Genomic DNA, 25,689 nt, shown 5'->3' with positions numbered 1-25,689 from the left:
TTCATCAAGGAGCGACAGATGTCCAACGTTATGGAAGTTGATAAAGCCAAGGTCCAGCAATTTTCGGCGCGCATCATGGAGGATTACGGCAACACGCTGCGCGGCGCCATGCTCTACATCGGCGACCAGCTCGGTTTGTTCAAGGCTTTGGCCGACGGCCAGGCGGTGACCCTGGAAGAGTTGGCGCACAAGACCGGCTACAACGCACGTTACTTGCGCGAATGGCTGGGCAGCATGGCCACCGGCAATTATGTGACCTACGACGCGCAAACCCGCCGCTACCAAATGCCCGCCGAGTTTGCGCCGGTGCTGGCTGATGAAGATTCGCCGTATTTTGCCGGTGGCATTATCCAACTGAGCGTGCCGTTCGTGAGCATGGCGCCCAAGGTCATCGAGGCCTTCCGCCATGGTGGTGGTTGCGCTGAAGAGGCGTTCCCGCTGGAAACCTGGAAAGGCATGGAGCGCATGACCATGCCCTGGTACAAGCACTACCTGGTCCAGCACTGGATTCCATCCCTGGACGGCGTCGAAGAGAAGCTCAAGACCGGCGGCAGTGTGCTGGATTTCGGCTGTGGTGCGGGCCTGGCGGCGATCACCATGGCCAAGGCCTATCCTGAGGCGCGCATTGTCGGCTGCGACTTCCACCTGCCTTCCATCGAGTTGGCGCGGGCCAACGCCGAGGCGGCTGGTGTGGGTGACCGGGTGCAATTCGAGGTGAACGACTCCGATGCGTTGCGCGGCCAGCAATTCGACTTCGTGACCACCTTTGTGGTGATCCACGATGCCACCGACCCTCAGCAGATGCTCAAGGATTTGCGCGCCGCCACGGCCGAAGACGGTACTTACCTGATGGTGGAGCTCAACCTGTCCGAGGAACTGCACGAGAACATGAACCTGTTCGGGCGCGTCATGTACCCGCAGAGCACCCTCTATTGCATGACCTGTTCGCTGTCCCACGGTGGGGCAGGGCTGGGGGCGTTCATGGGCGAGAAGCGTGCCCGCCAAATGGCTGAGGCAGCCGGGTTCAGCCGCTTTCGTAAAGTGCCTTCGCAGTGGCCACCGATGCCGGCGCTGTTCGAACTCAAGCCTTGATAGGAAGCATCCGCGAGTCGCTTTGCGCAGTAAGGCAATTTAATGGCCCCTTTGTAACAAAATCCTCGCCAAAATCACTTTTATTTTCAGGTGGTTAGGTGAGGATGCAAATGCGCTCTGTGGGAATGATGCTGATTGCCTGCTCCCTGGCCGGCGGCGCGACTGTCGCGCAGGCCAGGGAATTGCGCGAGGGTGACAAGTACATGTGCAGTTGGGGCGCAGGCACGGCCGCCAGGGCCCAGGAACTCAAGTTATCCGGCGTTTCGCTATACGCGGCCCGGCAGAAGATCCAGACCCTCAAGTTCAGCAAGTCGTGGATGCGCATGATGGCCATGGGCATCACCGAGCAGACCTATGACAGCCGCTCAAGGCTCAAGCCCGAGGCGATTCGTCAAAGCTTTTACCAGGATTGCCTGCGCTACAAGGTCGCGCGCAAGTAATCCGTAGCCCCGCACCAGCCGTGGGGCCTTTACAAATCCACGACAAACCCCGTGTGAGTATTTGCATACAATTGCGCACTTCTTGATGGAGGCGGGTATGCAAGTGCTGATTCGAACGGCGACACCTGATGACGTCGACACGTTGTGCGCGATTCGCACCTCGGTGGTGCAAAACCACCTGAGCCTTGAACAGATGGCTGGCCTGGGGATTACCCCGCAGGTATTGAGCGATACGTTGCGTGCAGCACCTTGCGGCTGGATCGCGGAAGTGGACGGCCAGGCGGCGGGGTTTTCCATGGTCGACCTGGATGAAGGTGAAGTGTTCGCAATGTTCGTGCTGCCCTCGCACGAGAAGCTTGGGCTGGGCCGTCAACTGATGGCGGTGGCCGAGGCGGCCCTGTTTGAGCACCACGACACGCTCTACCTGGTGACTGATGGGCGTGATGAAATCCGGGCCAATGGGTTCTATCAGCGCCTGGGCTGGTCCGTCGTGGGCCCGGTCGATGGTGATGACGTTCGTTATGAAAAGAGCAGGGCGCCATAAGGCCATGAATGCCCCAGAGCCTCCATCGTCCAACGGCTTGCGCTACCTCGCGGTGGGTGTGCTGGGCATCGCCGTGCTGCTGGGGTTCTATTTCATTCAACTCAACGCCAAGGTCGACCGCCAGCGCGAAGAGGCGGCTGAACGCCTGACGCTGTGTCGTCATCTGGAGGCCGTGGTGGGCGCCACTGCTTCCAGTCGTGAGGCCCTTCAAGAAACATGCAAGCAGTTAAGTGAACAGTTACTTGAAAGCGCTACGCCCGATTAATAACCATTTTTTATACAGGGACTTACTGTCGTTACTTGCACCAAAAAGTAGCACGACTACTGCCTTCTACCTTAAAAAATATGTGGTTATTGAATGACTTACGACGCTTTCAATCCGACGAAAGGATTAAAATAATCTTGTTACATGTTTTTACAATCGCTACTATAGCCGGGCGTTCACCTCCCACGGTTTATGCATTTTTAAATCCCAAGTTTCCATCAGCTACTTGGGATTTTTTTTGCCCGCGATTTAATCTCGGCCTGTCGTTCATGGCCGGTGACGCCCTACTAAAGTGAGGGCTGGCTAACACTTTTGCATTAATTGTCCGGCGGCCGGCAAAACCTTATCTATGCTGCTTGCATCACCTCAATCGGGTAGAACCCAGGGACGGGGGGCTGATCATGATTTCCATCACCGAATTCAACCGCATCATGGCCTCAGGCTTCCTGCCGCTTGCGTGTGAGTGCTGCCTCAATAGCGACGGCTCGCTGCGCATCAGCGTGTTCGAGCCTGCGTCCGGTCGTGTCGACTTGCTGCTGACCCGCGTATCACCCGAAGGCCTGGACAGCATCCGTGCCATCTCCAACCTGATTGGTGAGTTGCGTACCGAGATAAAGGCCGGGCGCCGTGGGTTTGCTGCGGTAGGTTAACGGCCGTCCAGCGCGTCAGAGGCGCCGCAGGAAGGATTTGACGATGTGGCGGGTAGCGTCTGTGGTATCCAGCTCGTCCACGGCGCTGTAGGCGTACCACTGGCAATCGACAATCTCATTGCACGGCCGCGCCTCGTCGATATTGACCACCGAGGCCTCGAACACATGGTGGACGGTGTCGCGGGCCTTGAGCTCCTGCAGGTACAGCAAGCCGTCCACGTTTAAACCGGTTTCTTCTTCCAGCTCGCGTTCCGCCGCGCCTACCGGGCGCTCGTGCGCTTCTACTTTCCCGCCGGGCAATGCCCATTTTGATCTGGCCTTGCGTACGAAGAGGATATGCCCCTCATGTTCGCAAATGACGGTCGCCCTAATTTTCATCGAATGTGCCCCCGCGCCGGATGAATGTCATAAAAGTGTAATGCAATTGTCATGCTAAGTGGTTATGGCGCGCCGGGGCCGGTATGTGGATACTGCCCGATTGACGAATACGACCGAGGACATTAGATGAAGACCATACGCTGGGGCATGATCGGCTGTGGCAGTGTCACTGAATTGAAGAGTGGACCGGCTTTCTATAAAGCGCCAGGTTCGGCATTGGTCGCGGTGATGGGGCGGCGTGCCGAGGCGGTGCGCGATTATGCGGCGCGCCATGGCATTGCCCGTTGCTATACCGATGCCCAGGCCTTGATCGATGACCCCGAGGTGGATGCGGTCTACATCGCCACTCCGCCCGACAGTCACCTTGAGTACGCCCTGAGAGTGGCCGCGGCGGGCAAACATTGTTGCGTCGAAAAGCCGATGTCGCTGAATGCTGAACAGAGCGCGTTGATGCAGCGCACATTCGAGCGTGCCGGGCTGCATCTGTTTGTCTCCTACTATCGGCGTTCATTGCCACGCTTTCAGCAAGTGCGCACCTGGCTGCAGGAAGGCCGTATCGGTGAGTTGCGCCACCTGACCTGGACCTTGTGCAAACCCGCTGCCGTAACAGACTCCGACGCCACCAATTGGCGCACCGATCCGGCCATTGCCGGTGGCGGTTACTTTGCCGACCTGGCGAGCCATGGGTTCGACCTGTTCCAGTACCTGGCCGGGGACATCGTCGAGGTCTCAGGCTTTTCGGCGCGACAGGCTGGGCGCTACGCGGCAGAAGATGCCGTGACGGCCTGCTGGACATTTGCCAGCGGTGCATTGGGCATGGGCTGCTGGAATTTTGTGGCGGACCGACGCGAAGACCGGGTCGAACTGATCGGCAGTCGCGGTCGTATTCAGTTTTCGGTGTTCGAGGACCAGCCGCTGCGTCTTGAAGGCGAGACCACCGAGGTGTTGGACGTGCCGTGTCACACCCATATTCAATGGCACCACGTCCTGAACATGAACGCGCATATTCGTGGCGAGGCCGAGCATCCGTCGCTGGGCATCGAAGCGCTGAAGACCGATATCATCTTGGACAAGGTGTTACACCGTTACTCCCAGCATCCCTAGGCGTGGCAATAGCGTAAGGCTTTACTCTTTTAAAGGAATACCGGGATGAAATACTGGATGGTGATGTGGCTGCTGATGGCCACCGCGGCAACGGCGGCGCCACGCAGCCAAGGGCAGGCGGGTGAGTTTGATTTCTATGTGCTATCGCTCTCGTGGTCACCCACGTTTTGCCTCACGCACTCAGGCAACGAGCAATGCTCAGGTAAAGGCTACGGCTTTGTGCTGCATGGTTTGTGGCCGCAATACGCACGGGGAGGGTGGCCGGCGTCCTGTACACCGCAGACGCGCTTGAGCGAGGCAGAAATGGACAAGGGCGCGGCGCTGTTTCCCACCCGCACGCTGCTCAAGCATGAGTGGGCCAAGCATGGCACCTGCAGTGGGCTGGAGCCGTTGGAGTATCTGGAGAAGACCGATGTGGCGCTCGGTGCGGTTGCCATTCCGCAGCAACTGCAGCCGTTCAATACGCCGCCGTCATTGCAGGCCAACGAGATCGAGGCGCTGTTTCGCGAGAGCAACCCACGCATGGGCAACCACGGTATGGCGGTGATCTGCAAGGGCAAGGTGCTGTCGGAAGTGCGGGTGTGCCTGACCAAGGATCTCGCGTTCGCCGGTTGCCCGCGCAGTGTGAAGAGCCAGTGTCGGGGGGGCGATATTCGTATTCCCACCCAGCGCTGAGAGGTGCCCTGGATCCCACTATGAAAGCTGGCTTGTTGGGTCGCCGTATCGCTGCGATGGCGACGTGCCAGCCGATGGCTATCTACCTGACGCCCCCGCGATCCAACTGTGGGAGCTGGCTTGCCTGCGAAGACGGCCTCACAGTCGACACAGTTATACCGAGTACATATCCATTCCTGCGGTAACGGCCACTTAGGGTTCCGCCCTGACGGCGGCTCACTTTTGAAAAGCCGGAATGCCGGCCCAGACAAAAGTAAGCAAAACGCTCTTGCCCCACCACGTTACCCACGAATTCAAGCCTGCGTTCGGCCAGCGTGGTTTAACGGGGCGCCTGAGATCAAGATCACAAGCAGATCAAGATCAAGAGCGGCTCGCTTCGCATCGTGGTTACCTGTGGGCGGCACATTCGACATCTCTGTCGATTGAACGGCCGCCATCGCAGGCAAGCCAGCTCCCACAGTTGATCGCGGGGCACTAATCAGATCAGCGTCCGTTTCTCAAGTACCCAGGGGCATTTTCTTCAATACCCTCGTGTCCCTGCGCGGTACCGTGATCTAAACCTCGTTTGGGATCACAAAAGGAACTGCAATGAGCTTGATTCTCTCCATGGCCGCCTTTGCCCTGGCCACGTCCATCACGCCGGGACCGGTGAATGTGGTCGCTTTAAGTTCTGGCGCACGTTTTGGTTTCGTCGCCAGCCAGAAACATGTCTTTGGCGCCGCCGTGGGTTTTACCTTGTTGTTGGTGTTGATCGGTCTGGGGTTGCATGAAGTATTGGTGCGCTGGCCGATCCTGATTCAATTGATCCGCTGGGGCGGCGTGGCGTTCTTGTTGTATATGGCTTGGAAGCTGGCGGTGGATAATGGCCGGCTGGACGCTGACGGTGCGCACACAGCGCCGTCGATGCTGTATGGCGCGATCATGCAGTGGCTCAACCCGAAAGCCTGGCTGGCGTGTGTGGCAGGCATGGGGTTGTTCGTGGCCGATGGCGATGCGGCGCAGGTATGGTTGTTTGCCGTGCTTTACCTGGTGATCTGCTACCTGTCGGTGGCGTGCTGGGCGTATGCGGGGACGTTTTTGCGCCGCTACTTGAACAACCCCAAAGGTGTGCGCCTGTTCAACCGCTCAATGGCCGCGTTGCTGGTGGCCAGTGTGGGTTATTTGCTGATGGCTTGAGGTTCTCGCGGTATTGCCCCGGCGTGGCCGCGAAGTGTTGTTTGAAGGTGCGCTGGAAGTGCGCCTGGTCGGCAAAGCCCGCGGCCAGGGCGACGTCGGCAATCAGTGCGCCATTGCGCAGTTGGCTGCGGGCGAACTGGATGCGTCGGTTGACCATGAAGGCGTGGGGCGTCAAGCCGTAATACTGCTTGAATGCGCGGATCAGATAAGACGGCGACAGTTCAGCGGCCTGGCAGATGTCTTCGAGTTTCAAGGCCTGCGTGCAGTGGGCGCGGATGTAGTCGGCGGCGCGTTCCAGTTTGTGGTTGACCTCGCGTACCGGCGTCAGCGAAGGGTTCAGGCGCTGTTGCACCTCGGTGAAGTAACTCACTAGCGCGCTCTGTTTTTGCAGCAGTTCGGCCTGCTCATCCAGCAGTGTCCGGTACAGGTCGAGCAAACCGTGGTACAGCACCGGCTCGCGCGTATGGGGCGTGTCGAATGCTCGGTAGCCCTGGTCGGTACTGAATCCCAGCTGGTATTGCAGGTCGGTCAGCCACGGCGTGTCCAGGTACAGCATGTGGTAGGACCAGGGCTGGTCATGGATGGGGTTGCACGCATGCACATCGCCTGGGTTCATCAGCACCACGGTGCCGGCGCTGATTTCGAAGGTGCGCGCGCCGTAGTGGTAATAGCTGCAGCCGGTGGTGATCGCACCGATGGAAAAATGCTCATGGGCGTGCCGGGTGTAAGTGACCTTGCGCCCGTCGGCGATGCTGCGCGCTTCGATGAACGGCAGGCGTTCGTCGCGCCAGAAGCGCGGCGTGTCTGCGGGACGGGCGATTGGGCTGAGCGACATGGCGTTATTTCTCCTGCATTTGCACCCGCGTGCCGTCAGGCCGGCACCAAAAAAGCCGCCTTGAGCAACTGCCGGGTATAGGCATGTTGCGGGTCAGCAAAAATAGCCTGGGCATCGCCTTGCTCCACCACCTGGCCTTGCTTGACCACCATCAACTGGTGACTCAGCGCCTTCACCACTGCCAGGTCATGGCTGATAAACAGGTAGGTCAGGTTGTACTTGGCCTGCAAACCACGCAGCAACTCTACCACCTGGCGCTGTACCGTGCGGTCCAGGGCCGAGGTGGGTTCGTCCAGCAGGATCAGGCGCGGCTTGAGCACCAGCGCTCGGGCGATAGCGATGCGTTGGCGCTGGCCGCCGGAAAATTCATGGGGGTAGCGATGCCGGGATTCGGGGTCCAGGCCCACTTCCTTGAGCGCCGCGATAATCGCCGCTTCCTGTTCGGCGGGCGTGCCCATCTTGTGGATACGCAGGCCTTCGCCAACGATCTCGCTGACGCACATGCGCGGGCTCAGGCTGCCGAACGGGTCCTGGAACACCACCTGCATTTCCCGGCGCAACGGGCGCACCTGCTGTTGGCTGAGGCGGTCCAGTTGCTGGCCTTCGAAGCGAATCCCGCCCTGGCTGCCGATCAGGCGCAAAATTGCCAGGCCCAAGGTGGACTTGCCCGAGCCACTTTCGCCAACGATGCCCAGGGTTTGGCCCTGGGGCAGGCTGAAGTTGATGCCGTCCACAGCCTTGACGTAATCGACGGTATTGCGCAAAAAGCCTTTCTTGATCGGAAACCAGACTTTCAGGTCGTCCACTTCCAGCAGCGGAGGGCCGACATCATTGTTGGCTGGCCCACCGCTGGGCTCCGCCGCGAGCAACTCCTGGGTATAGGGATGCTGGGGCGACTGGAACAGTGTCTCGCAATCGGCCTGTTCAACGATGCAACCTTGCTGCATCACACACACACGGTGGGCGATGCGCCGTACCAGGTTGAGGTCATGGCTGATCAGCAGCAGCGCCATGCCCAGCCGCGCCTGCAGCTCCTTGAGCAATTCCAGGATCTTCAACTGCACGGTGACATCCAGCGCCGTGGTCGGCTCGTCGGCAATCAACAACTCCGGCTCGTTGGCCAGAGCCATGGCGATCATCACTCGCTGGCGCTGGCCGCCGGACAGCTCGTGAGGCAACGCCTTGAGGCGTTTGTGTGGCTCGGGGATACCCACCAGCTCCAGCAATTCCAACGTGCGCTGGGTGGCGACCTTGCCGGTCAGGCCCTTGTGCAGGCCGAGCACTTCGTTGATCTGTTTTTCGATGGAGTGCAGCGGGTTCAACGAGGTCATCGGCTCCTGAAAGATCATCGCAATGCGGTTGCCGCGTATATGCCGCAGCGTCTTCTCTTTGAGCGTCAGCAGGTCTTGCCCTGAATACTCGATAGTGCCCGACGGATGCCTGGCCAACGGGTAGGGCAGCAGGCGCAGGATCGAATGGGCGGTGACCGATTTGCCCGAACCGCTTTCACCCACCAGCGCCAGGGTTTCGCCGCGCTTGATGTCGAAGCTCACGTGGTTGACCACCCGGTGGTGATGCTCGCCGGTGACGAACTCGACACTGAGGTCGCGGATTTCGATCAGATTGTCCGGATTCATCTCATTTCCTCGGGTCGAACGCATCGCGAGCGGACTCGCCGATAAACACCAGCAGGCTCAACATGATCGCCAGCACCGCGAAGGCACTCATGCCCAGCCACGGCGCTTGCAGGTTGGACTTGCCCTGGGCCACCAGCTCACCCAGCGACGGCGAACCTGCCGGCAGCCCGAAGCCGAGAAAGTCCAAGGCGGTCAGGGTGCCAATGGCGCCGGTAAGGATGAAGGGCAGGAAGGTCATGGTCGAGACCATCGCATTGGGCAGAATGTGACGGAACATGATCGCGCCGTTCTGCATGCCCAGCGCCCGCGCCGCGCGTACGTATTCCAGGTTACGACCGCGCAGGAACTCGGCGCGCACCACATCCACCAGGCTCATCCAGGAAAACAGCAGCATGATCCCCAGCAGCCACCAGAAGTTGGGTTGCACGAAGCTGGCCAGGATGATCAGCAGGTAGAGCACCGGCAAGCCGGACCAGATCTCCAGGAAACGTTGCCCGGCCAGGTCGACCCAGCCGCCATAAAAGCCCTGCAAGGCGCCGGCAATCACGCCGATGATCGAGCTGAGTATGGTCAGGGTCAGGGCGAAGAGCACCGACACGCGAAAGCCGTAGATCACCCGCGCGAGCACATCACGCCCTTGGTCATCGGTGCCCAGCAGGTTGACCGAGGACGGCGGCGCCGGGGCCGGGACTTTCAGGTCGTAATTGATGCTCTGGTAGCTGAACGGAATCGGTGCCCACAAGGTCCAGGCATCCTTGGCTTTCAGCAGCTCCTGGATGTACGGGCTCTTGTAGTTGGCTTCCAGCGGGAATTCACCGCCGAAGGTAGTCTCCGGGTAGCGCTTGAGCGCCGGGAAGTACCAGCCGCCGTCGAAGTGCACCGCCAGGGGCTTGTCGTTGGCGATCAACTCGGCGCCCAGGCTCAGCACGAACAGCACCAGGAACAGCCACAGCGACCACCAGCCACGCTTGTTGGCTTTGAACCGCTCGAACCGGCGGCGATTGAGGGGGGACAGGTTCATCTCAATGCTCCCGGCTGGCAAAGTCGATACGTGGATCGACCAGGGTGTAGGTGAGGTCGCCGATCAGTTTCACGATCAGCCCCAGCAGGGTGAAGATAAACAGCGTGCCGAACACCACCGGGTAGTCACGGTTGATCGCCGCTTCAAAGCTCATCAGGCCCAGGCCGTCGAGGGAGAAGATCACCTCCACCAGCAACGAGCCGGTAAAGAAGATGCCAATGAAGGCCGAAGGGAAACCGGCGATCACCAGCAGCATGGCGTTGCGGAACACGTGGCCATACAGCACGCGGCGGTTGGTCAGGCCCTTGGCCTTGGCGGTGACCACGTACTGCTTGTTGATCTCGTCGAGAAAGCTGTTCTTGGTCAGCAGGGTCATGGTCGCAAAGTTGCCGATCACCAGGGCGGTGACGGGCAGCGCCAGGTGCCAGAAGTAATCGAGGATCTTGCCGCCCCAGCTCAACTCCTCGAAGTTGTTGGAGGTGAGCCCGCGCAAGGGGAACCAGTCGAAATAACTGCCACCGGCAAACACCACGATCAGCAGAATCGCAAACAGGAACGCCGGTATCGCGTAGCCGACGATGATCGCCGAGCTGGTCCACACATCGAAATGGCTGCCGTGGCGCGTGGCCTTGGCGATCCCCAGGGGGATGGACACCAGGTACATGATCAGGGTGCTCCACAACCCGAGGGAAATAGACACCGGCATCTTTTCCTTGATCAGGTCGATGACCTTGGCGTCCCGGAAAAAGCTGTCACCGAAGTCCAGCTGGGCGTAGTTCTTGACCATGATCCACAAGCGTTCCGGCGCCGACTTGTCGAAGCCGTACATCTTTTCGATTTCCTTGATCAGCGCCGGGTCCAGGCCCTGGGCGCCACGGTAGCTGGAACCGGCCACCGCGACTTCGGCGCCGCCGCCAGCAATGCGGCTGGTGGCGCCGTCGAAGCCTTCGAGCTTGGCGATCATCTGCTCCACCGGGCCGCCGGGAGCGGCCTGGATGATGACAAAGTTGATCAACAAGATCCCGAACAGCGTGGGAATGATCAGCAACAGGCGGCGAACAATATAGGCCAGCATTTAATCGCCTCCGCTCGCCGCATCGGCGCGTGTGTCCAGGGGGACGGCAGGTGTGACGTCGGGTTTGCTCCACCAGGTCGCGGTGCCGACGTCGTAGCGTGGCGAGACCTTGGGGTGGCCCAGGTGGTCCCAGTACGCGACGCGAAAGGTCTTGATGTGCCAGTTGGGAATCACGTAGTAACCAAACTGCAGCACACGATCCAGCGCCCTGGCGTGGGCGATCAGGCTTTGCCGCGAACCGGCGTCGATCAGCTCTTCCACCAACTGGTCGACCGCGGGGTCCTTGAGGCCCATGTAGTTGCGGCTGCCGGGCTTGTCGGCGCTGGAGGATTTCCAGAACTCGCGCTGCTCGTTACCCGGCGAGGTGGATTGCGGGAAGCTGCCCACCAGCATGTCGAAGTCGCGCGAGCGCAGGCGGTTGACGAACTGTGAGACGTCCACGCGACGAATCACCAGGTCGATGCCCAGGTCTGCCAGGTTGCGCTTGAACGGAAGCAGGATGCGCTCGAACTCGGTCTGGGCCAGCAAAAACTCTATGGTCACTGGCTTGCCGGTGCTGTCGACCATTTTGTCGTCAACAATCTTCCAGCCCGCTTCCTGCAGCAGTTGGTAGGCCTCGCGTTGCTGGGTGCGGATCATGCCGCTGCCGTCGGTGTGGGACGGTTCGAATGCCTGGGTGAAGACTTCGCCAGGGATCTTGTCGCGCAGCGGCTCGAGAATCGCCAGCTCGTCCGGACCGGGTAGGCCGGTGGCGGCCATTTCCGAGTTTTCGAAATAGCTGCGGGTACGGGTGTAGGCACCGTTGAACAGTTGCTTGTTGCTCCACTCGAAATCCAGCAGAAGGCTGATGGCCTTGCGCACCCGCACGTCCTGGAACATCGGCTTGCGCATGTTGAACACAAAACCCTGCATGCCGGTGGGGTTGCCGTTGGGAATTTCTTCCTTGATCAATCGGCCTTCTTTCACCGCTGGAATGTTGTAGGCATTGGCCCAGTTCTTGGCGCTGAACTCCAGCCAGTAGTCGAACTGCCCGGCCTTCAAGGCTTCCAGGGAGGCAGTGCTGTCGCGGTAGTAATCGGTGATGCGGGTATCGAAGTTGTAGAAGCCCTTATTGACCGGCAGGTCCTTGGCCCAATAATCCTTGACCCGCTCGTAGCGAATCATGCGGCCCGGCTTGACCTCGGCCACCTGGTAAGGCCCGCTGCCCAAGGGGATTTCCAGGTTGCCCTTGGAAAAATCCCGGCTGGCCCACCAGTGTTTGGGCAGTACTGGCAACTGCCCAAGGATCAACGGCAACTCGCGGTTGTTGGTGCGCTTGAACTTGAACAGCACGCGCAACGGGTCTTCGGCCACCACCTCATCGACGTCGGCGTAGTAGTTGCGGTACAGCGGGTTGCCTTCCTTGATCAGGGTCTGGAAGGTAAACACTACGTCTTCGGCGCGTATCGGGTGGCCGTCATGGAAGCGCGCTTCGGGGCGCAGATAGAAGCGCACCCAGCTGTTGTCCGGGGCTTTTTCGATCTTGCCGGCCACCAGGCCGTATTCGGTGATGGGTTCGTCCAGGCTTTGCATGGCCAGGGTGTCGTAGATCAGTGGCAGGTTGTCTGCCGGTACGCCCTTGCTGATATAGGGGTTGAGGCTGTCGAAGCCGCCCATGGCCGATTCGCGGAAGGTTCCGCCCTTGGGGGCGTCGGGGTTTACATAGTCAAAATGCTTGAAGTCGGCGGGGTACTTGGGGGGCTCGTTGTAGAGAGTCAGCGCATGCTGAGGCGCGGCGTGCGCCGCGGTGCACAGCAACAGGCTGGCGAGCAGGGTAGTACGCAAGGACATCATTGGGCTTTCTCCGAAGCTTTCAGCCACCATGCGCTCAGGCCCAGGCTGTAGGGCGGCGTGGTGACGAAGGCGAACCGGTTGCGGTACGCCAGGCGATGATAGTTGAGGTACCAGTTGGGAATGCTGTAGTGCTGCCACAGCAGCACCCGGTCCAGGGCGCGGCCGGCAGCCAGTTGTTCTTCGCGGGTCTGCGCCGCCAGCAGTTGGTCCAGCAGGTGGTCGACCACCGGGTTGGCGATACCGGCGTAATTCTTGCTGCCTTTGATTGCGGCCTGGCTGGAGTGGAAGTACTGCCACTGCTCAAGGCCGGGGCTCAAGGTCTGGTTGAGAGTCATCAAAATCATGTCGAAATCGAATTGATCGAGGCGCTGTTTGTACTGTGCGCGGTCAACGGTACGCAAGCGGGCGTCGATGCCGATGCGGGTCAGATTTTCGACATAGGGTTGCAGGATGCGCTCGAGGTTCGGGTTGACCAGCAGGATTTCCAGGCGCAGCGGTTGCCCGTCCTTATCCAGCAGGCGCTGCCCTGACAGTTTCCAGCCGGCCTCGCTGAGCAGGGCCAGGGCCTGGCGCAGGGTTTCGCGGGGAATGCCACGGCCATCGGTGTTCGGCAGACTGAACGGTTGGGTAAACAGCGCAGCCGGCAGTTGGTCGCGGTAGGGCGAGAGCATCAACCACTCATGGCCCACGGGCAGGCCGGTGGCCGAGAATTCACTGTTGGGGTAATAGCTCACCGAACGCTTGTAGGCGCTGCTGAACAGCGTGCGGTTGGTCCATTCAAAATCGAACATCAACCCCAGGGCTTCACGCACTTTGGCCTGGCTGAACGCCGGTCGCCGGGTATTCATGAACAGGCCCTGGCTCTGGGTGGGGATCTGATGGGCGATCTGCGCCTTGATCACATCGCCGCGGTTGACCGCCGGGAAGTTGTAGCCGGTGGCCCAGTTCTTGGCCTGATGCTCGATATAAATGTCGAATTCACCGGCCTTGAAGGCTTCAAAGGCCACGTCGCTGTCGCGATAGAACTCCACTTCGACCTTGTCGTAGTTATAGAAACCCTGGTTGACCGGCAGGTCTTTGCCCCAGTAATCCTTGACCCGTTCAAACACCAGTTGCCGCCCAGGCGCAACCTTGGTGATGCGGTAGGGCCCACTGCCCAGGGGCGGCTCGAAGGTGGTGGCCTTGAAGTCACGGTTTTTCCAATAGTGCTGGGGCAGCACCGGCAACTCGCCCAGGCGCAGGATCAGCAAGGGGTTGCCGGCGCGCTTGAACACAAAGCGGATACGGTGAGGGTTGAGGATATCGACCCGGGCCACTTCCTGCAGGTTGGTGCGGTACTGCGGGTGGCCTTCGGTCAGCAGGGTGCGATAGGAGAACGCCACGTCATCGGCGGTGATCGGCTTGCCGTCGTGAAAGTGCGCTTCGGGGCGCAGGTTGAACACCACCCAACTGCGGTCTTCGCTGTATTCCACCGATTGGGCAATCAGGCCATAGCTTGAGGTGGGTTCATCGCCGGACGGCGCGTATTGCCCAGTGCCCACCATTAAAGGTTCATTGAGTTCGTTGACGCCGTACTGCAGGAAATTGGCGGTGGAAACCGGGCTTGAACCTTTGAAGGTGTAGGGGTTGAGCGTATCGAAGGTGCCAAATGCCATCACCCGCAATGTCCCGCCTTTGGGCGCTGCAGGGTTTACCCAATGGTAATGGGTGAATTTGGCCGGGTACTTGAGTGTGCCGAACTGCGCATAACCGTGGCTTTCGGTGATCGTCGCATTCGCCGCAAAGCTCAAGGCCAGACTTATTAGTAGAAGGAGGGGACGCTTCAAGTCAGAGATCCGATCCAGGCGGCTTGGGCTTTATGATCGGTACAGTAACAGCTTGTTCCGGTTGGAAAAAGCATCTTGAAATTGGCTGTAGGCCCATGTGGGAGCGGGCTTGCTCGCGAATGCAGTGTGTCAGTCAACAGAGATGTTGATGTGCCACCCTATTCGCGAGCAAGCCAGCTCCCACATGGGGTCCCCAGAAAGCCTGAAGCCTTAGCGCGGCCCGGAAACCACCAGCATCTGCCCTGGTTTCAATGCCTGGCCGGTGCGCGGGTTCCAACGCTTGAGATGTTGCATCTCGACGTTGAAGCGCTTGGCCACCATGTACAGCGAATCACCTTTCTTGACCTTGTACTGCACCGGTTTTTTCGCCGCGACTTTACGCGTGTCCTGCATCACCAAGGTCTGGCCGACCTTGAGGGCCTGGCCGTTGAGCTTGTTCCAGCGCTGCAGGTCATGCACATCGACCTTGTTGGCCTTGGCGATCAGCGTGAGGTTGTCGCCACTGCGTACCTTGTAGCTACGGGTACGCCCTGCGACCGCCTTGGTCTCGACTTCGTCGAATACCGGCTTCTTAGGGCGCATGCTCAGCAATTCTTCCGGCTTCATCGTCGAAAGGGTGCTGGTCAGCAGTTGGGCCTTGGAGGTCGGCACCAGCAGATGCTGGGGGCCGTCCAGGGTGGTGCGTTGTTTCAAGGCCGGGTTGAGCTGAAACAGTTCGTCTTCGTCGATCTCGGCCAGCGCGGCAACCCGTGACAGGTCCATGCTTTGCTTGACTTCAACGACCTCGAAGTACGGCGTGTTGGCAATCGGGTTCAGGTTGACGCCGTAGGCTTCGGGCGCCAGTACCACCTGGGACAAGGCCAGGAACTTGGGCACATAGTCCTTGGTTTCCTGGGGCAGGGGCAGGTTCCAGTAGTCGGTGGGCAGGCCGAGCTTTTCGTTGCGCTCGATCGCCCGGCTGACGGTGCCTTCGCCGGCGTTATAGGCCGCCAGGGCCAGCAGCCAGTCGCCGTTGAACATGTCATGCAGACGCGTCAGATAGTCCAGGGCGGCGGTGGTGGAGGCGGTGATGTCGCGGCGGCCATCGTAGGCGCGGGTCTGGCGCAGGTTGAAGTAGCGCCCGGTGGAGGGAATGAACTGCCACAAGCCCACCGCATCGCTGCGCGAATAGGCCATCGGGTTGTAGGCACTTTCAATCACTGGCAGCAGCGCCAGTTCCAGGGGCATGTTGCGTTCTTCAAGGCGTTCGACGATGTAATGAATGTAGAGGCTGCCGCGTTCGCCGGCATTCTCCAGAAAGGAGGGGTTGCTGGCGAACCACAGGCGCTGTTGCTCGATGCGCGGGTTGACGCCGACACCGTCCTGCAATTGAAAGCCCCGACGCATGCGTTCCCAGACGTCCTGGGGTACTTCGGGGCTGGGCTTCTCTGATAGCCAAATAGGTTTTTGCTTGATCTTGGCAGCAAGATTCGGTTTGGGTTGCACGGTGGATTGTGCAGCGTAATGAGTCGATTGGCAGCCCGCCAGAGTTGCGGAAACGGCCACCGCCACGGCTTGAGCCAGGCGGGTCAATGCGTCTGAAGAAATGGATTTACGAATAGATGACGACATTGGCTGGAAGTAAGTTCCGGGCAAAAATGTCGGGCGATTCTAGAAAGCGCTTTGGTTCCGGTCAACCATTCAGAAATTACGTATCAGATTGCATCTGGTTAGAACTTATCTTTCCAAGCCCTCAAGCTAGCAAACACCTCGGCCCCAGAGCGGTTGTCGCGGCCGTTCCGTTCGTCCGCTTTTTGTTTAACGGATGTTTCAGCGGTGCGCAGAAAAGGGTTAGTACGTTTTTCCAGGGCCAGGTTGGAGGGCAGCGTCATCTCGCCACGGGCGCGAAGTTGGGCGACATTTTCCACACGTTCGGCGATGTCGGCATTGTGCGGTTCCACGGCTTGGGCAAATTTCAAGTTACTTTGCGTGTATTCATGGGTGCAGTACACCTGCGTATCGGCGGGCAGGGCGGCCAGGCGTTCCAGAGAGTTGTACATCTGTTCGGGTGTACCTTCGAACAGGCGACCGCAACCGGCGGCGAACAAGGTATCGCCACACAGCAATACGCCTTGGTGATAAAAGGCGATGTGGCCGAGGGTGTGGCCTGGCACGGCGTACACGTCGAAGTCCCAGCCCAGCACGCGGATATGGTCGTTATCGTGCAAGGCCACATCCCGCGCCGGGATCTTTTCGTTGGCAGGGCCATAAACCTTGGCGCCGGTGGCATTTTTCAGTTGCTCGACACCGCCTACATGATCATGGTGATGATGGGTAACCAGTATGTCGCTGAGGCGCCACTCGGCATTCTGCTTGAGCCAGGCCAGCACTGGCGTGGCATAGCCGGGGTCGACCACGGCGCAGCGCTGGGTCGTAGGGTCTTGTAACAACCAGATGTAGTTGTCGGTAAAGGCGGGTAGGGCACTGATCTGTATCATTCTTCGATTCGCCAAGCTGAACACATTGGTGCATCTTAGAACGTCTAGGCGAGTTGGAGAATGCAATGACTGATAAAGCGTTCGCCCAGGCCGATCCTGAGTGGCTGGCCCTGATCAGCGCGGCCCGCGAATGGTTGTCCGGGCCGATTGGGCAGTTTTTGCTGGAAGAAGAGCGGCGCATGCTCGAAGACGAGCTGGGCCGGTTCTTTGGTGGCTACTTGGTGCATTACGGACCGTCGGCCGACACGCCTCCATCGGCGCCGCAGGTGCAACGCAATGTGCGCCTGGGTGCACCGTTGCCGGGCGTGGAGATCGTCTGCGAGGAACAGGCCTGGCCCTTGAGCGAACACGCCGCCGATGTGGTGGTGTTGCAGCACGGCCTGGATTTCTGCTTGTCACCCCACGGTTTGTTGCGCGAAGCGGCGAGCAGCGTGCGCCCTGGTGGGCATTTGCTGATTGTCGGCATCAACCCCTGGAGCAGTTGGGGCCTGCGCCGTGTGTTCGCCCATGACGGACTGCGCCAGGCGCGTTGCATCGCGCCATCGCGTGTGGGCGACTGGCTCAACCTGCTGGGCTTCGCGCTGGAGAAACGCCGCTTCGGGTGCTATCGTCCGCCGCTTGCGACTGCCAAGTGGCAGGGCCGTCTGGCCGGTTGGGAACGCCGGGCAGGAGCCTGGCAGCTGTCGGGTGGCGGCTTCTATTTATTGGTCGCACGCAAGATCGTGGTCGGTCTGCGACCGTTGCAGCAAGTGCGCCGCGAGCCGATCGGCAAGCTCGTGCCGATGCCGTTGGCCAAGGTCAACCGCGAACAAGGCGAACCGTAAAACCTCTTTTTGATTTCAGGCCGAATAACCGATGACCGATAGCGTAGAACTCTTCACCGATGGCGCCTGCAAAGGCAACCCGGGCCCAGGCGGCTGGGGCGCCTTGCTGGTGTGCAAGGGCGTGGAGAAGGAACTGTGGGGCGGCGAAGCCAATACCACCAATAACCGTATGGAATTGATGGGCGCCATTCGCGGCCTCGAAGAACTCAAGCGGCGTTGCAACGTACTGCTGGTGACCGACTCGCAATATGTGATGAAGGGCATCAACGAGTGGATGGTCAACTGGAAAAAACGCGGCTGGAAAACGGCGGCCAAGGAGCCGGTCAAGAACGCCGACCTGTGGCAATTGCTCGATGAACAGTGCAATCGTCACGACATCACCTGGAAATGGGTACGCGGGCACATCGGCCATCCTGGCAACGAGCGCGCCGACCAGTTGGCCAACCGTGGCGTGGATGAAGTGCGCGGCTACAAGCAGAGCTGAATCAGCGACACCGCGGCGGCCGTTCGAGCCGCTGCTTCACCGCCGCCATTGCGTGTGGCGAATCTACCAGCACGGCATTGAGCTTCAGGCAGGCATACTTTGGCCTGATCACAAAGATGCCGTGAGTGTTGTCGCTTACAGAGCCAGGATTGCACGGGCGAGTTGTTCGTCCGTGCATCGCAGGTCCACTCTTGTCTGGCGAATATGCCGCAAGGCTGACTCCAACTGGACACCGCGTATTGCACCTTCGCTTGCGACAAACGATGCGGCATCGGCCTTGGCCGCCAGCACAATCTTGTCGTCCTTGAAGCTGCTGCTGGTGCCGCCCGTGGCACTCATCGACAGGCTCACCAAGGCGTCAGTGGTCATCACGAAACTGGTGGCTTGCGCACCGGCAGCGCTGAACAGGCAGGGGATGAACAGCCAGTTCAGGTTGAACATGAGTCAGTGAATTCCGTATCTGGAGGAGGCGCGCAGGTTAGCGACGAGGGACGTAGAAAACCGCAGCAAGTTTGCGAAACCTTGTAAATAACTGTTGGGTGTCCACCGGGGGTTGGGTGCCATGGGCGCTTCGTTTACAGAGCGTGCTAATATCCCGCCCCTTGAACTGTACCGAACCGTTGAGAGCTGAACCCTGATGGCCATCCGATCTGTTGTACTCGATACCGAAACCACCGGCATGCCGGTGACCGATGGTCACCGGATCATCGAAATCGGCTGTGTCGAACTGATGGGGCGCCGCCTGACCGGCCGCCACTTCCACGTCTACCTGCAACCGGACCGCGACAGTGACGAGGGCGCGATTGGCGTCCACGGCATCACTGACGAATTCCTCAAGGGCAAGCCGCGCTTCGCCGAAGTGGCCGATGAGTTCTTCGAATTCATCAATGGCGCCCAGTTGATCATCCATAACGCGGCGTTCGACATCGGCTTCATCAACAACGAATTTGCCCTGATGGGGCAGACTGACCGTGCGGACATCTCCCAGCACTGTACGATCCTCGATACCTTGATGATGGCCCGCGAGCGTCACCCGGGCCAGCGCAACAGCCTCGATGCCTTGTGCAAGCGCTATGGCGTCGACAACTCCGGCCGTGAACTCCACGGCGCCTTGCTTGACTCCGAGATCCTGGCCGACGTTTACCTGACCATGACCGGCGGGCAGACCAGCCTGTCCCTGGCCGGTAATGCATCCGATGGCAGCGGTTCGGCGGAAGGGTCGGGCAACCGCCCTTCGGAAATCCGCCGCTTGCCAGCTGATCGCAAGCCGACGCCGATCATCCGTGCCAGCGAGCAGGACCTGGCCGAGCATGCGGCAAGGCTGGAGGCGATTGCCAAGGCAGCCGGTGCGCCGGCGTTGTGGACTCAACTCACTCAGCAATAACCGCTCATGTAGGAGCAGGCTTGCAGCCATGGGTACTTACACAGTTGCATCTGTGGCGAGGGAGCTTGCTCCCGTGACGGCCTGCCAGCCAACACCTATCTACCTGACGCTGCGCGATCAAACTGTGGGAGCTGGCTTGCCTGCGATAGCGGCCTGCCAGCCAACGCCTATCGACCTGACGCCCCGCGATCAAACTGTGGGAGCGTGCTTGCTCGCGAATGCGGCCTGACAGTCAACACGGTTGGATTGGGTACATCTCCATTCCTGCGGTAACGGCCACTTAGCGTTCCGCTCTGACAGCGGGTCACTTTGGAAAAACCGGAGTGCCGGCCCAGCCCACCCACAGTTTGATCGCGGGGTGTCAGGTAGGTATGGCCCAGCTGGCAGGCCGTCACGGGAGCAAGCTCCCTCGCCACAGGTTCAACGCCGTACCGACGGTTATGCAGGTACCTCTCGACCACCTGTGAAATCTTCATTCGCCACTTTTGCTTCCAGCTTCTACCCTTGTGCAAAGCCTCCGGAGTAAGAGTGCTCATGTACAAAGACCTGAAGTTCCCTGTTCTGATCGTGCACCGTGACATCAAGGCCGACACCGTTGCCGGTGACCGGGTTCGAGGCATCGCCAGGGAGTTGGAACAAGAGGGCTTCAGTATTTTTTCTGCGGTGGACTACGCCGAGGGGCGGCTGGTGGCCGCTACCCATCACGGTCTGGCCTGCATGCTGATTGCCGCCGAAGGCGCCGGGGAAAACACTCATCTGTTGCAGAACATGGTGGAGTTGATTCGCTTGGCGCGCCTGCGCGCACCCAACCTGCCGATCTTTGCGCTGGGCGAGCAAGTCACCCTGGAAAACGCGCCCGCCGATGCCATGAGCGAGCTCAACCAGCTGCGCGGCATTCTTTATCTGTTCGAAGACACCGTGCCGTTTCTGGCGCGCCAGGTCGCCCGCGCCGCACGCACGTACCTGGATGGCCTGTTGCCGCCGTTCTTCAAGGCGTTGGTGCAACACACCGCCGATTCCAATTATTCCTGGCACACCCCCGGTCATGGCGGTGGCGTGGCCTATCGCAAAAGCCCGGTGGGGCAGGCGTTTCATCAGTTCTTCGGGGAAAACACCCTGCGCTCTGACTTGTCGGTGTCGGTGCCCGAACTGGGCTCGCTGCTCGATCACACCGGGCCTTTGGCCGAAGCCGAGGCACGCGCCGCGCGCAACTTTGGCGCCGACCATACGTTCTTCGTGATCAACGGCACGTCCACCGCCAACAAGATCGTCTGGCATTCCATGGTGGGGCGCGATGACCTGGTGCTGGTAGACCGCAATTGCCACAAGTCGGTGTTGCATTCGATCATCATGACCGGCGCGATCCCGCTGTACCTGTGCCCGGAGCGCAACGAGCTGGGGATCATCGGCCCGATCCCCCTGGGCGAATTCAGCCCTGAGTCGATCCGCGCCAAGATCGACGCCAGCCCCTTGACCCGTGGGCGACCACCGAAAGTGAAATTGGCGGTGGTGACCAACTCCACCTATGACGGCCTGTGTTACAACGCCGAACTGATCAAGCAGCAACTGGGCAACAGTGTCGAGGTGCTGCATTTTGATGAGGCCTGGTATGCCTACGCCGCCTTTCACGAGTTCTTCGCCGGGCGTTATGGCATGGGTACCTCGCGCACGCCGGACAGCCCCTTGGTGTTCACCACCCACAGTACGCATAAGTTGCTGGCGGCATTCAGCCAGGCGTCGATGATCCACGTACAGGACGGCGGCGCACGGCAACTGGACCGTGACCGCTTCAATGAAGCCTTCATGATGCATATCTCCACCTCGCCGCAATACAGCATCATCGCGTCGCTGGATGTGGCCTCGGCAATGATGGAAGGCCCGGCCGGGCGCTCGCTGCTTCAGGAAATGTTCGACGAGGCCTTGAGTTTTCGTCGCGCCCTGGCCAACTTGCGCCAGCATATCGCGGCGGAAGACTGGTGGTTTTCCATCTGGCAGCCACCCTCGGTCGCGGGTATCGACCGGGTCGCCACTGCGGATTGGCTATTGCACCCTGGGGATGAGTGGCATGGCTTTGGCGACGTTGTTGAAGACTACGTGCTGCTGGACCCGATCAAAGTCACACTGGTGATGCCTGGCCTCAACGCCGGTGGGGCATTGAGCGAGTGTGGGATTCCCGCTGCAGTGGTCAGCAAGTTCCTCTGGGAGCGCGGGCTGGTGGTGGAGAAGACTGGGCTGTATTCGTTTCTCGTGCTGTTTTCCATGGGCATTACCAAAGGTAAATGGAGCACCTTGCTCACCGAGCTGCTGGAGTTCAAGCGTAGCTACGATGCCAATGTCAGCCTGGCCACTTGCTTGCCGTCGGTGTATGCCCAAGGCCCGGCACGTTATCAGGGCCTGGGGCTGCGCGACCTTTGCGACCAGTTGCACAGCTGTTACCGTAGCAATGCCACGGCCAGGCACCTCAAGCGTATGTATACGGTATTGCCGCAAATCGCGATGAAACCCGCCGATGCCTACGACCAGTTGGTCAGGGGCGAGGTGGAGGCGGTCTGCATCGATGCCTTGGCAGGACGCATCGCCGCTGTAATGCTGGTGCCTTACCCGCCGGGCATACCACTGATCATGCCCGGCGAACGCTTCACCGAGTCAACACGTTCAATCATCGATTACCTGGCATTTGCCCGCACGTTCGATAGCAGTTTCCCCGGTTTTGTCGCGGATGTGCATGGGCTGCAACACGAAGATGACGGCAGTGGCCGTCGTTATACCGTCGACTGCATCAAGGGTTAAGGAAGTCTATGCAAGCTGTAATGAACCCGAAGTATCCAGGGCTCAGTGTGCGAGTCGCCGACGAAGGTTTTGACGCCTATGTGTGGGGCAATGATTTCAGCTTTGAAGTCAGTGCCTATGGGGTGCCGCAAATGGGCCAGCGCGTCGAACAATGGCCGGTGGAAAAAGTGCTGCCGTACCGCAAGTGCTATGGCATCGACCCGGAAGAATTCGCCAGTTTTCGTGATGCCGCCGACAGCTCGATCTTCATGGCGTACCTGGATGACCGCGCAGTGGGGCATATCGTGGTCAGCACCAACTGGAACGGTTTCGCCCATGTTGACGAGTTGGCCGTGGCGTTACCGGCGCGCCGACATGGCGTGGCCAAGTCGTTGTTGGACGTGGCGCAGTTCTGGGCCCGCAAGAAGAACCTGCCGGGCATGATGCTTGAGACCCAGAACAACAACCTCGGCGCCTGTCGCCTGTATGAGCGTTGTGGCTATGTAATGGGCGGCATCGATCAACTGCGTTATCGCGGGATTGACCCGCAAACCCGCGAGGTCGCGATTTTCTGGTATCGGTTGTTCAAGGCGCAAGTGGAGGCTGTCTGACCCCTGTAGGCGCGAGCTTGCTCGCGAAAAACGCCAAGGCGCCGCGTTGCATAAGGATGAGCGTGTGATCGTTCACGTTCTTCGCGAGCAAACCCGCTCCTACGGGGACTTGGTGTCGTTGCCAAGCAGGCTTTCGGCTTTCTGGATGACGATTTCCAGCAGCGCATTCAATGCCGGGGAGGGCGCAGCGTCTTTCAAGGTCAACGCATACAGGCTGACCACTATCGGTGGTGACACCGGGCACGCATCAAGCCCGGACTCTCGTGCACCCAAGGCAGTGAACGGGTCGACAATCGCCAGGCCTTCTCCGGCCTCCACCAAGCCGCGCATCATCGGGTAGGTTTGCACCCGCGTCTGCACCACGGGCAGCGGCCGCAGGGCGTGCAGCTTGGCATCCAGCAAGCGGCTGAGCGGGTCATGGCCTTCAAGGCCGATCAGGGACTGGCCGGCCAACTCCTGCAGCGCAATGTATTTTTGCTTGGGCTTGAGCCAGCCATGGGGGGCCAGCAACTGCAATTTGCCTTGGGCCAGCACCGTGCTCTGGATCTGTGGATGTTCTGGGTCATGCAGGCTCAGGCCCACATCGGCTTCATGCAACAGCAGGCTGTTGATGATCTCGCCAACTGGCTGGCTCGACAGGTTGCACGGCATGTCCTGGAAGCGTCGACGCAGTGCAGCAATGCTCTGGGGCAACAGTTGGTTGGCCAACGGCGGCGTGCACAGCGCGCGCAGGGGCGGCGCATGATGGTGTTTCAAGCGGCTGGCAAGGCGTTGCAACGGCTCCAGGGCTTCATACAGAGCAGTGATTTGTGCCTGCAATTCCAGGGTTTCCCGGGTGGCCTGCAAACGCCCGCGCACGCTGGCGAACAGCATGAAGCCCAATTGCTGCTCAGCGTCCTTGAGAGTGGCGTCTACTTCGCCCACGGGGAGTTGCAACCACTCGGCGGCGGTGCCGAGGTGGCCGGTCTGCAAGATGGCCTGAATCACTTCGATATGACGTAAACGCATGGCCGGAGTCTATGTGCAGTGCGCAGGGGATTCAATGGCGCAGGCCTTCGTGCGCAAAAAAGACTGCCGGGGTCGTCCCGGCCTATGGCGCTCAGCCAGGACCCCATTAGAATGGCGGGTCCGATCAGCAACGACCCCTGCCGGTTTCCCGGTACTTAAAATAAAAAACAGGTCTGGTCTCATATGCCTCTACCCTCGACTTTCTTCGGGGTAACGGCCAAGCAACTCGTGGTCCTGGTGACCGTGGGAGGCCTGGCGGCTTACTTCTTCAATCATCAGGATGAACCGACGCCGGACAATCTTGCACTGGAAGTCTTTATTCGCTCCCAGCAACAGGTGGGCGAGCAGGTGGGCGCAGTCGTGGGGATCACCCTGGTCAGGGAGGTGGAGGCTTACCCCGCGTACAATGCGGCAGGTTACAAGCGTTCGATGTTTACCGTGCAAGGGGAGCACGGCCAGGTGCTGGTGACGCTCAAGCAAGACGAGCAGGGCATAGAGGTGACGCAGATCCGCCGCCCATGAACGTCCCCAGCCCAGCCGCCAGGACTGAGCAGGTGAACAAGGCAAGCGCTTACGATGCCAGAGTGGTTTCGGACTCGCGCACGAGAATGGTGCCCGACTGGATCAGTTTGAATTCATCACCTTCCAGCTTTTCTACACGGTCGCCAATGGCCAGCTTGTAGGTCGTGGTGGGCGTCGATCCGGCCAGGTCGCCTTGCGCCGGGTTGGATTCCTGAAACTCATGCACCGAATAAACGCGGCCTTCCGCGTCTCTGGCATGAAACTGTCCAACAAGTACTGCAGCCATCTGTTTAGAACCTCTGGAGATAAACACTCGATTTGCGGTTCTGTAGACCGTCAGGGAGCGGGGTAGTTTACCTATAAGAAAAAAATACTATTCGCTGATATTTTCAGACGCTTCCTACGCAAGTGCTTGCACGGAAAACGGCGAGGGAATCCGCACAACCCTCTGGTGAACGCGTCGCGAAGCCTCTATAACTACAAGCTCCTTTATTCAGAAGTCGGGAAACCTCAATGAGCAAGGTCTACACGATTGCCGTCCTGGTGGGCAGCTTGAGAAAAGAGTCGATCAACCGCAAGGTCGCCCTGGCCCTGGCCGAACTGGCCCCAGCCAATCTCAAGTTGAACATTGTTGAAATCGGCGACTTGCCGCTCTACAACGAGGACATCGACGGTGCAACTCCGCCCGCAGCCTACAGTACTTTCCGCAAACAAGTGAGTTCATCCGACGCGGTGCTGTTCGTCACCCCCGAATACAACCGCTCCGTGCCGGCGGCCTTGAAAAATGCCATTGACGTGGGCTCGCGCCCATACGGGCAGAGCGCCTGGAGTGGCAAGCCGGGGGCGATCATCAGCGTGTCGCCGGGTGCCATTGGCGGCTTTGGCGCCAACCACCATTTGCGCCAGTCCCTGGTGTTCCTGGATGTGTGGTGCATGCAACAGCCGGAAGCCTATCTGGGCGGGGCAGGCAGTGTGTTCGATGAGGCGGGGAAGGTGTCGGGCCTGGGCCTTATTACCACCTGAGGCCTGCGGCGCGAGCGTGGGAGGGGGTGGTGTGGG

The 25,689-nt window shown here is 59.8% G+C and carries 27 protein-coding genes; 15 read left to right on the top strand and 12 right to left on the bottom strand.

Features of this window, described 5'->3' with window-relative positions; translation table 11 throughout:
- Positions 1 to 18: 18 nt before the first annotated feature.
- The 5 genes from GIW79_RS09790 to GIW79_RS09770 all read left to right on the top strand — a co-directional run bounded on the left by GIW79_RS09790 (position 19) and on the right by GIW79_RS09770 (position 2,991).
- Entirely contained in the window at positions 19 to 1,092 is a 1,074-nt protein-coding gene (locus GIW79_RS09790; RefSeq protein WP_236454416.1) for a class I SAM-dependent methyltransferase, read from the top strand.
- Between the two features lie 110 nt (positions 1,093 to 1,202).
- Positions 1,203 to 1,532: a hypothetical protein gene (locus tag GIW79_RS09785; RefSeq protein WP_003191756.1), complete on the top strand. Its 330-nt coding sequence runs from the start codon at positions 1,203 to 1,205 to the stop codon at positions 1,530 to 1,532.
- Positions 1,533 to 1,629: 97 nt separating this feature from the next.
- Positions 1,630 to 2,076, top strand: coding sequence for a GNAT family N-acetyltransferase (locus GIW79_RS09780; RefSeq protein ID WP_034126087.1), 447 nt, complete (start codon positions 1,630 to 1,632; stop codon positions 2,074 to 2,076).
- Positions 2,077 to 2,080: 4 nt separating this feature from the next.
- Entirely contained in the window at positions 2,081 to 2,341 is a 261-nt protein-coding gene (locus tag GIW79_RS09775; RefSeq protein WP_032900704.1) for a hypothetical protein, read from the top strand.
- A 401-nt stretch (positions 2,342 to 2,742) separates the two neighbouring features.
- Positions 2,743 to 2,991 carry a DUF1652 domain-containing protein gene (locus GIW79_RS09770; protein WP_003191753.1) on the top strand — a complete coding sequence of 83 codons (249 nt, stop codon included), beginning with the start codon at positions 2,743 to 2,745 and terminating at the stop codon, positions 2,989 to 2,991.
- Between the two features lie 15 nt (positions 2,992 to 3,006).
- Here GIW79_RS09770 and GIW79_RS09765 read toward each other — a convergent pair whose 3' ends face one another.
- On the bottom strand, positions 3,007 to 3,369 hold the full coding sequence (locus tag GIW79_RS09765) for an NUDIX hydrolase (RefSeq protein WP_057974846.1): 363 nt from the start codon (positions 3,367 to 3,369) through the stop codon (positions 3,007 to 3,009).
- A gap of 126 nt (positions 3,370 to 3,495) precedes the next feature.
- Here GIW79_RS09765 and GIW79_RS09760 point away from each other — a divergent pair, with 126 nt between their 5' ends.
- The 3 genes from GIW79_RS09760 (at position 3,496) to GIW79_RS09750 (ending at position 6,324) form a co-directional block, all read left to right on the top strand.
- Positions 3,496 to 4,473 carry a Gfo/Idh/MocA family protein gene (locus GIW79_RS09760; RefSeq protein ID WP_054920858.1) on the top strand — a complete coding sequence of 326 codons (978 nt, stop codon included), beginning with the start codon at positions 3,496 to 3,498 and terminating at the stop codon, positions 4,471 to 4,473.
- Positions 4,474 to 4,518: 45 nt separating this feature from the next.
- The gene (locus GIW79_RS09755) at positions 4,519 to 5,148 is read left to right on the top strand and encodes a ribonuclease T2 family protein (protein ID WP_072448400.1); all 630 of its coding nucleotides are present in this window, start codon (positions 4,519 to 4,521) and stop codon (positions 5,146 to 5,148) included.
- Between the two features lie 588 nt (positions 5,149 to 5,736).
- Positions 5,737 to 6,324, top strand: a complete 588-nt coding sequence (locus GIW79_RS09750; protein ID WP_236454605.1) for a LysE family translocator — start codon at positions 5,737 to 5,739, stop codon at positions 6,322 to 6,324.
- Here the strand turns inward: GIW79_RS09750 and GIW79_RS09745 are convergent.
- The 8 genes from GIW79_RS09745 to gloB all read right to left on the bottom strand — a co-directional run bounded on the left by GIW79_RS09745 (position 6,266) and on the right by gloB (position 17,028).
- Entirely contained in the window at positions 6,266 to 7,159 is an 894-nt protein-coding gene (locus GIW79_RS09745) for an AraC family transcriptional regulator (protein ID WP_236454608.1), read from the bottom strand. The two genes, GIW79_RS09750 and GIW79_RS09745, sit on opposite strands and share 59 nt — an antisense overlap.
- Positions 7,160 to 7,194: 35 nt before the next feature.
- Positions 7,195 to 8,796, bottom strand: coding sequence for an ABC transporter ATP-binding protein (locus GIW79_RS09740; RefSeq protein ID WP_014718252.1), 1,602 nt, complete (start codon positions 8,794 to 8,796; stop codon positions 7,195 to 7,197).
- A gap of 1 nt (position 8,797) precedes the next feature.
- Entirely contained in the window at positions 8,798 to 9,817 is a 1,020-nt protein-coding gene (locus GIW79_RS09735) for an ABC transporter permease (RefSeq protein WP_003190688.1), read from the bottom strand.
- A gap of 1 nt (position 9,818) precedes the next feature.
- Positions 9,819 to 10,892: a microcin C ABC transporter permease YejB gene (locus GIW79_RS09730; RefSeq protein ID WP_034126078.1), complete on the bottom strand. Its 1,074-nt coding sequence runs from the start codon at positions 10,890 to 10,892 to the stop codon at positions 9,819 to 9,821.
- Positions 10,893 to 12,725: an extracellular solute-binding protein gene (locus tag GIW79_RS09725; protein WP_236454610.1), complete on the bottom strand. Its 1,833-nt coding sequence runs from the start codon at positions 12,723 to 12,725 to the stop codon at positions 10,893 to 10,895.
- Positions 12,722 to 14,551 carry an extracellular solute-binding protein gene (locus GIW79_RS09720; protein WP_236454612.1) on the bottom strand — a complete coding sequence of 610 codons (1,830 nt, stop codon included), beginning with the start codon at positions 14,549 to 14,551 and terminating at the stop codon, positions 12,722 to 12,724. Before GIW79_RS09720 ends, GIW79_RS09725 begins: the two co-directional genes overlap by 4 nt.
- A 210-nt stretch (positions 14,552 to 14,761) precedes the next feature.
- A complete protein-coding gene (locus tag GIW79_RS09715; protein ID WP_003190692.1) occupies positions 14,762 to 16,162 on the bottom strand; it encodes a transglycosylase SLT domain-containing protein in 1,401 nt (466 codons plus the stop codon).
- A 98-nt stretch (positions 16,163 to 16,260) separates the two neighbouring features.
- Positions 16,261 to 17,028, bottom strand: a complete 768-nt coding sequence (gloB, locus tag GIW79_RS09710; protein ID WP_236454615.1) for a hydroxyacylglutathione hydrolase — start codon at positions 17,026 to 17,028, stop codon at positions 16,261 to 16,263.
- Between the two features lie 65 nt (positions 17,029 to 17,093).
- Between gloB and GIW79_RS09705 the strand changes: the two genes are divergently transcribed.
- Both GIW79_RS09705 and rnhA read left to right on the top strand, forming a co-directional pair.
- Positions 17,094 to 17,852 (top strand): class I SAM-dependent methyltransferase, encoded by a 759-nt coding sequence (locus GIW79_RS09705; protein WP_034126074.1) that lies wholly within the window; start codon positions 17,094 to 17,096, stop codon positions 17,850 to 17,852.
- Between the two features lie 31 nt (positions 17,853 to 17,883).
- Positions 17,884 to 18,336, top strand: coding sequence for a ribonuclease HI (gene rnhA / locus GIW79_RS09700; protein ID WP_003173571.1), 453 nt, complete (start codon positions 17,884 to 17,886; stop codon positions 18,334 to 18,336).
- 135 nt (positions 18,337 to 18,471) lie between these two features.
- Here rnhA and GIW79_RS09695 read toward each other — a convergent pair whose 3' ends face one another.
- Positions 18,472 to 18,777, bottom strand: coding sequence for a DUF2388 domain-containing protein (locus tag GIW79_RS09695; protein WP_236454618.1), 306 nt, complete (start codon positions 18,775 to 18,777; stop codon positions 18,472 to 18,474).
- 202 nt (positions 18,778 to 18,979) lie between these two features.
- On the opposite strand from GIW79_RS09695, the gene dnaQ reads away from it, so the two are divergent.
- From dnaQ to GIW79_RS09680, 3 genes are all read left to right on the top strand, one after another.
- Positions 18,980 to 19,720, top strand: a complete 741-nt coding sequence (gene dnaQ, locus GIW79_RS09690) for a DNA polymerase III subunit epsilon (protein WP_164692278.1) — start codon at positions 18,980 to 18,982, stop codon at positions 19,718 to 19,720.
- Positions 19,721 to 20,254: 534 nt separating this feature from the next.
- On the top strand, positions 20,255 to 22,510 hold the full coding sequence (locus GIW79_RS09685) for an Orn/Lys/Arg decarboxylase N-terminal domain-containing protein (protein ID WP_054920838.1): 2,256 nt from the start codon (positions 20,255 to 20,257) through the stop codon (positions 22,508 to 22,510).
- A gap of 20 nt (positions 22,511 to 22,530) precedes the next feature.
- Positions 22,531 to 23,100: a GNAT family N-acetyltransferase gene (locus tag GIW79_RS09680; protein WP_019820276.1), complete on the top strand. Its 570-nt coding sequence runs from the start codon at positions 22,531 to 22,533 to the stop codon at positions 23,098 to 23,100.
- 99 nt (positions 23,101 to 23,199) lie between these two features.
- On the opposite strand, the gene GIW79_RS09675 is transcribed toward GIW79_RS09680, so the two are convergent.
- On the bottom strand, positions 23,200 to 24,108 hold the full coding sequence (locus GIW79_RS09675) for a LysR substrate-binding domain-containing protein (protein WP_054897501.1): 909 nt from the start codon (positions 24,106 to 24,108) through the stop codon (positions 23,200 to 23,202).
- A 183-nt stretch (positions 24,109 to 24,291) separates the two neighbouring features.
- On the opposite strand from GIW79_RS09675, the gene GIW79_RS09670 reads away from it, so the two are divergent.
- Positions 24,292 to 24,630 (top strand): hypothetical protein, encoded by a 339-nt coding sequence (locus GIW79_RS09670; RefSeq protein WP_236454621.1) that lies wholly within the window; start codon positions 24,292 to 24,294, stop codon positions 24,628 to 24,630.
- Positions 24,631 to 24,679: 49 nt separating this feature from the next.
- Here the strand turns inward: GIW79_RS09670 and GIW79_RS09665 are convergent, their stop codons facing one another.
- The gene (locus GIW79_RS09665; RefSeq protein WP_032874044.1) at positions 24,680 to 24,916 is read right to left on the bottom strand and encodes a hypothetical protein; all 237 of its coding nucleotides are present in this window, start codon (positions 24,914 to 24,916) and stop codon (positions 24,680 to 24,682) included.
- Between the two features lie 227 nt (positions 24,917 to 25,143).
- Here GIW79_RS09665 and GIW79_RS09660 point away from each other — a divergent pair, with 227 nt between their 5' ends.
- Positions 25,144 to 25,653: an NADPH-dependent FMN reductase gene (locus GIW79_RS09660; protein ID WP_329605952.1), complete on the top strand. Its 510-nt coding sequence runs from the start codon at positions 25,144 to 25,146 to the stop codon at positions 25,651 to 25,653.
- Positions 25,654 to 25,689: the final 36 nt, after the last annotated feature.

It is taken from the genome of Pseudomonas sp. PA-7-1E, from assembly GCF_021605325.1.
GTDB classification, from domain to species: Bacteria; Pseudomonadota; Gammaproteobacteria; order Pseudomonadales; family Pseudomonadaceae; genus Aquipseudomonas; species Aquipseudomonas fluorescens_BV.
This window is presented reverse-complemented; position numbering and strand designations above follow the sequence as displayed.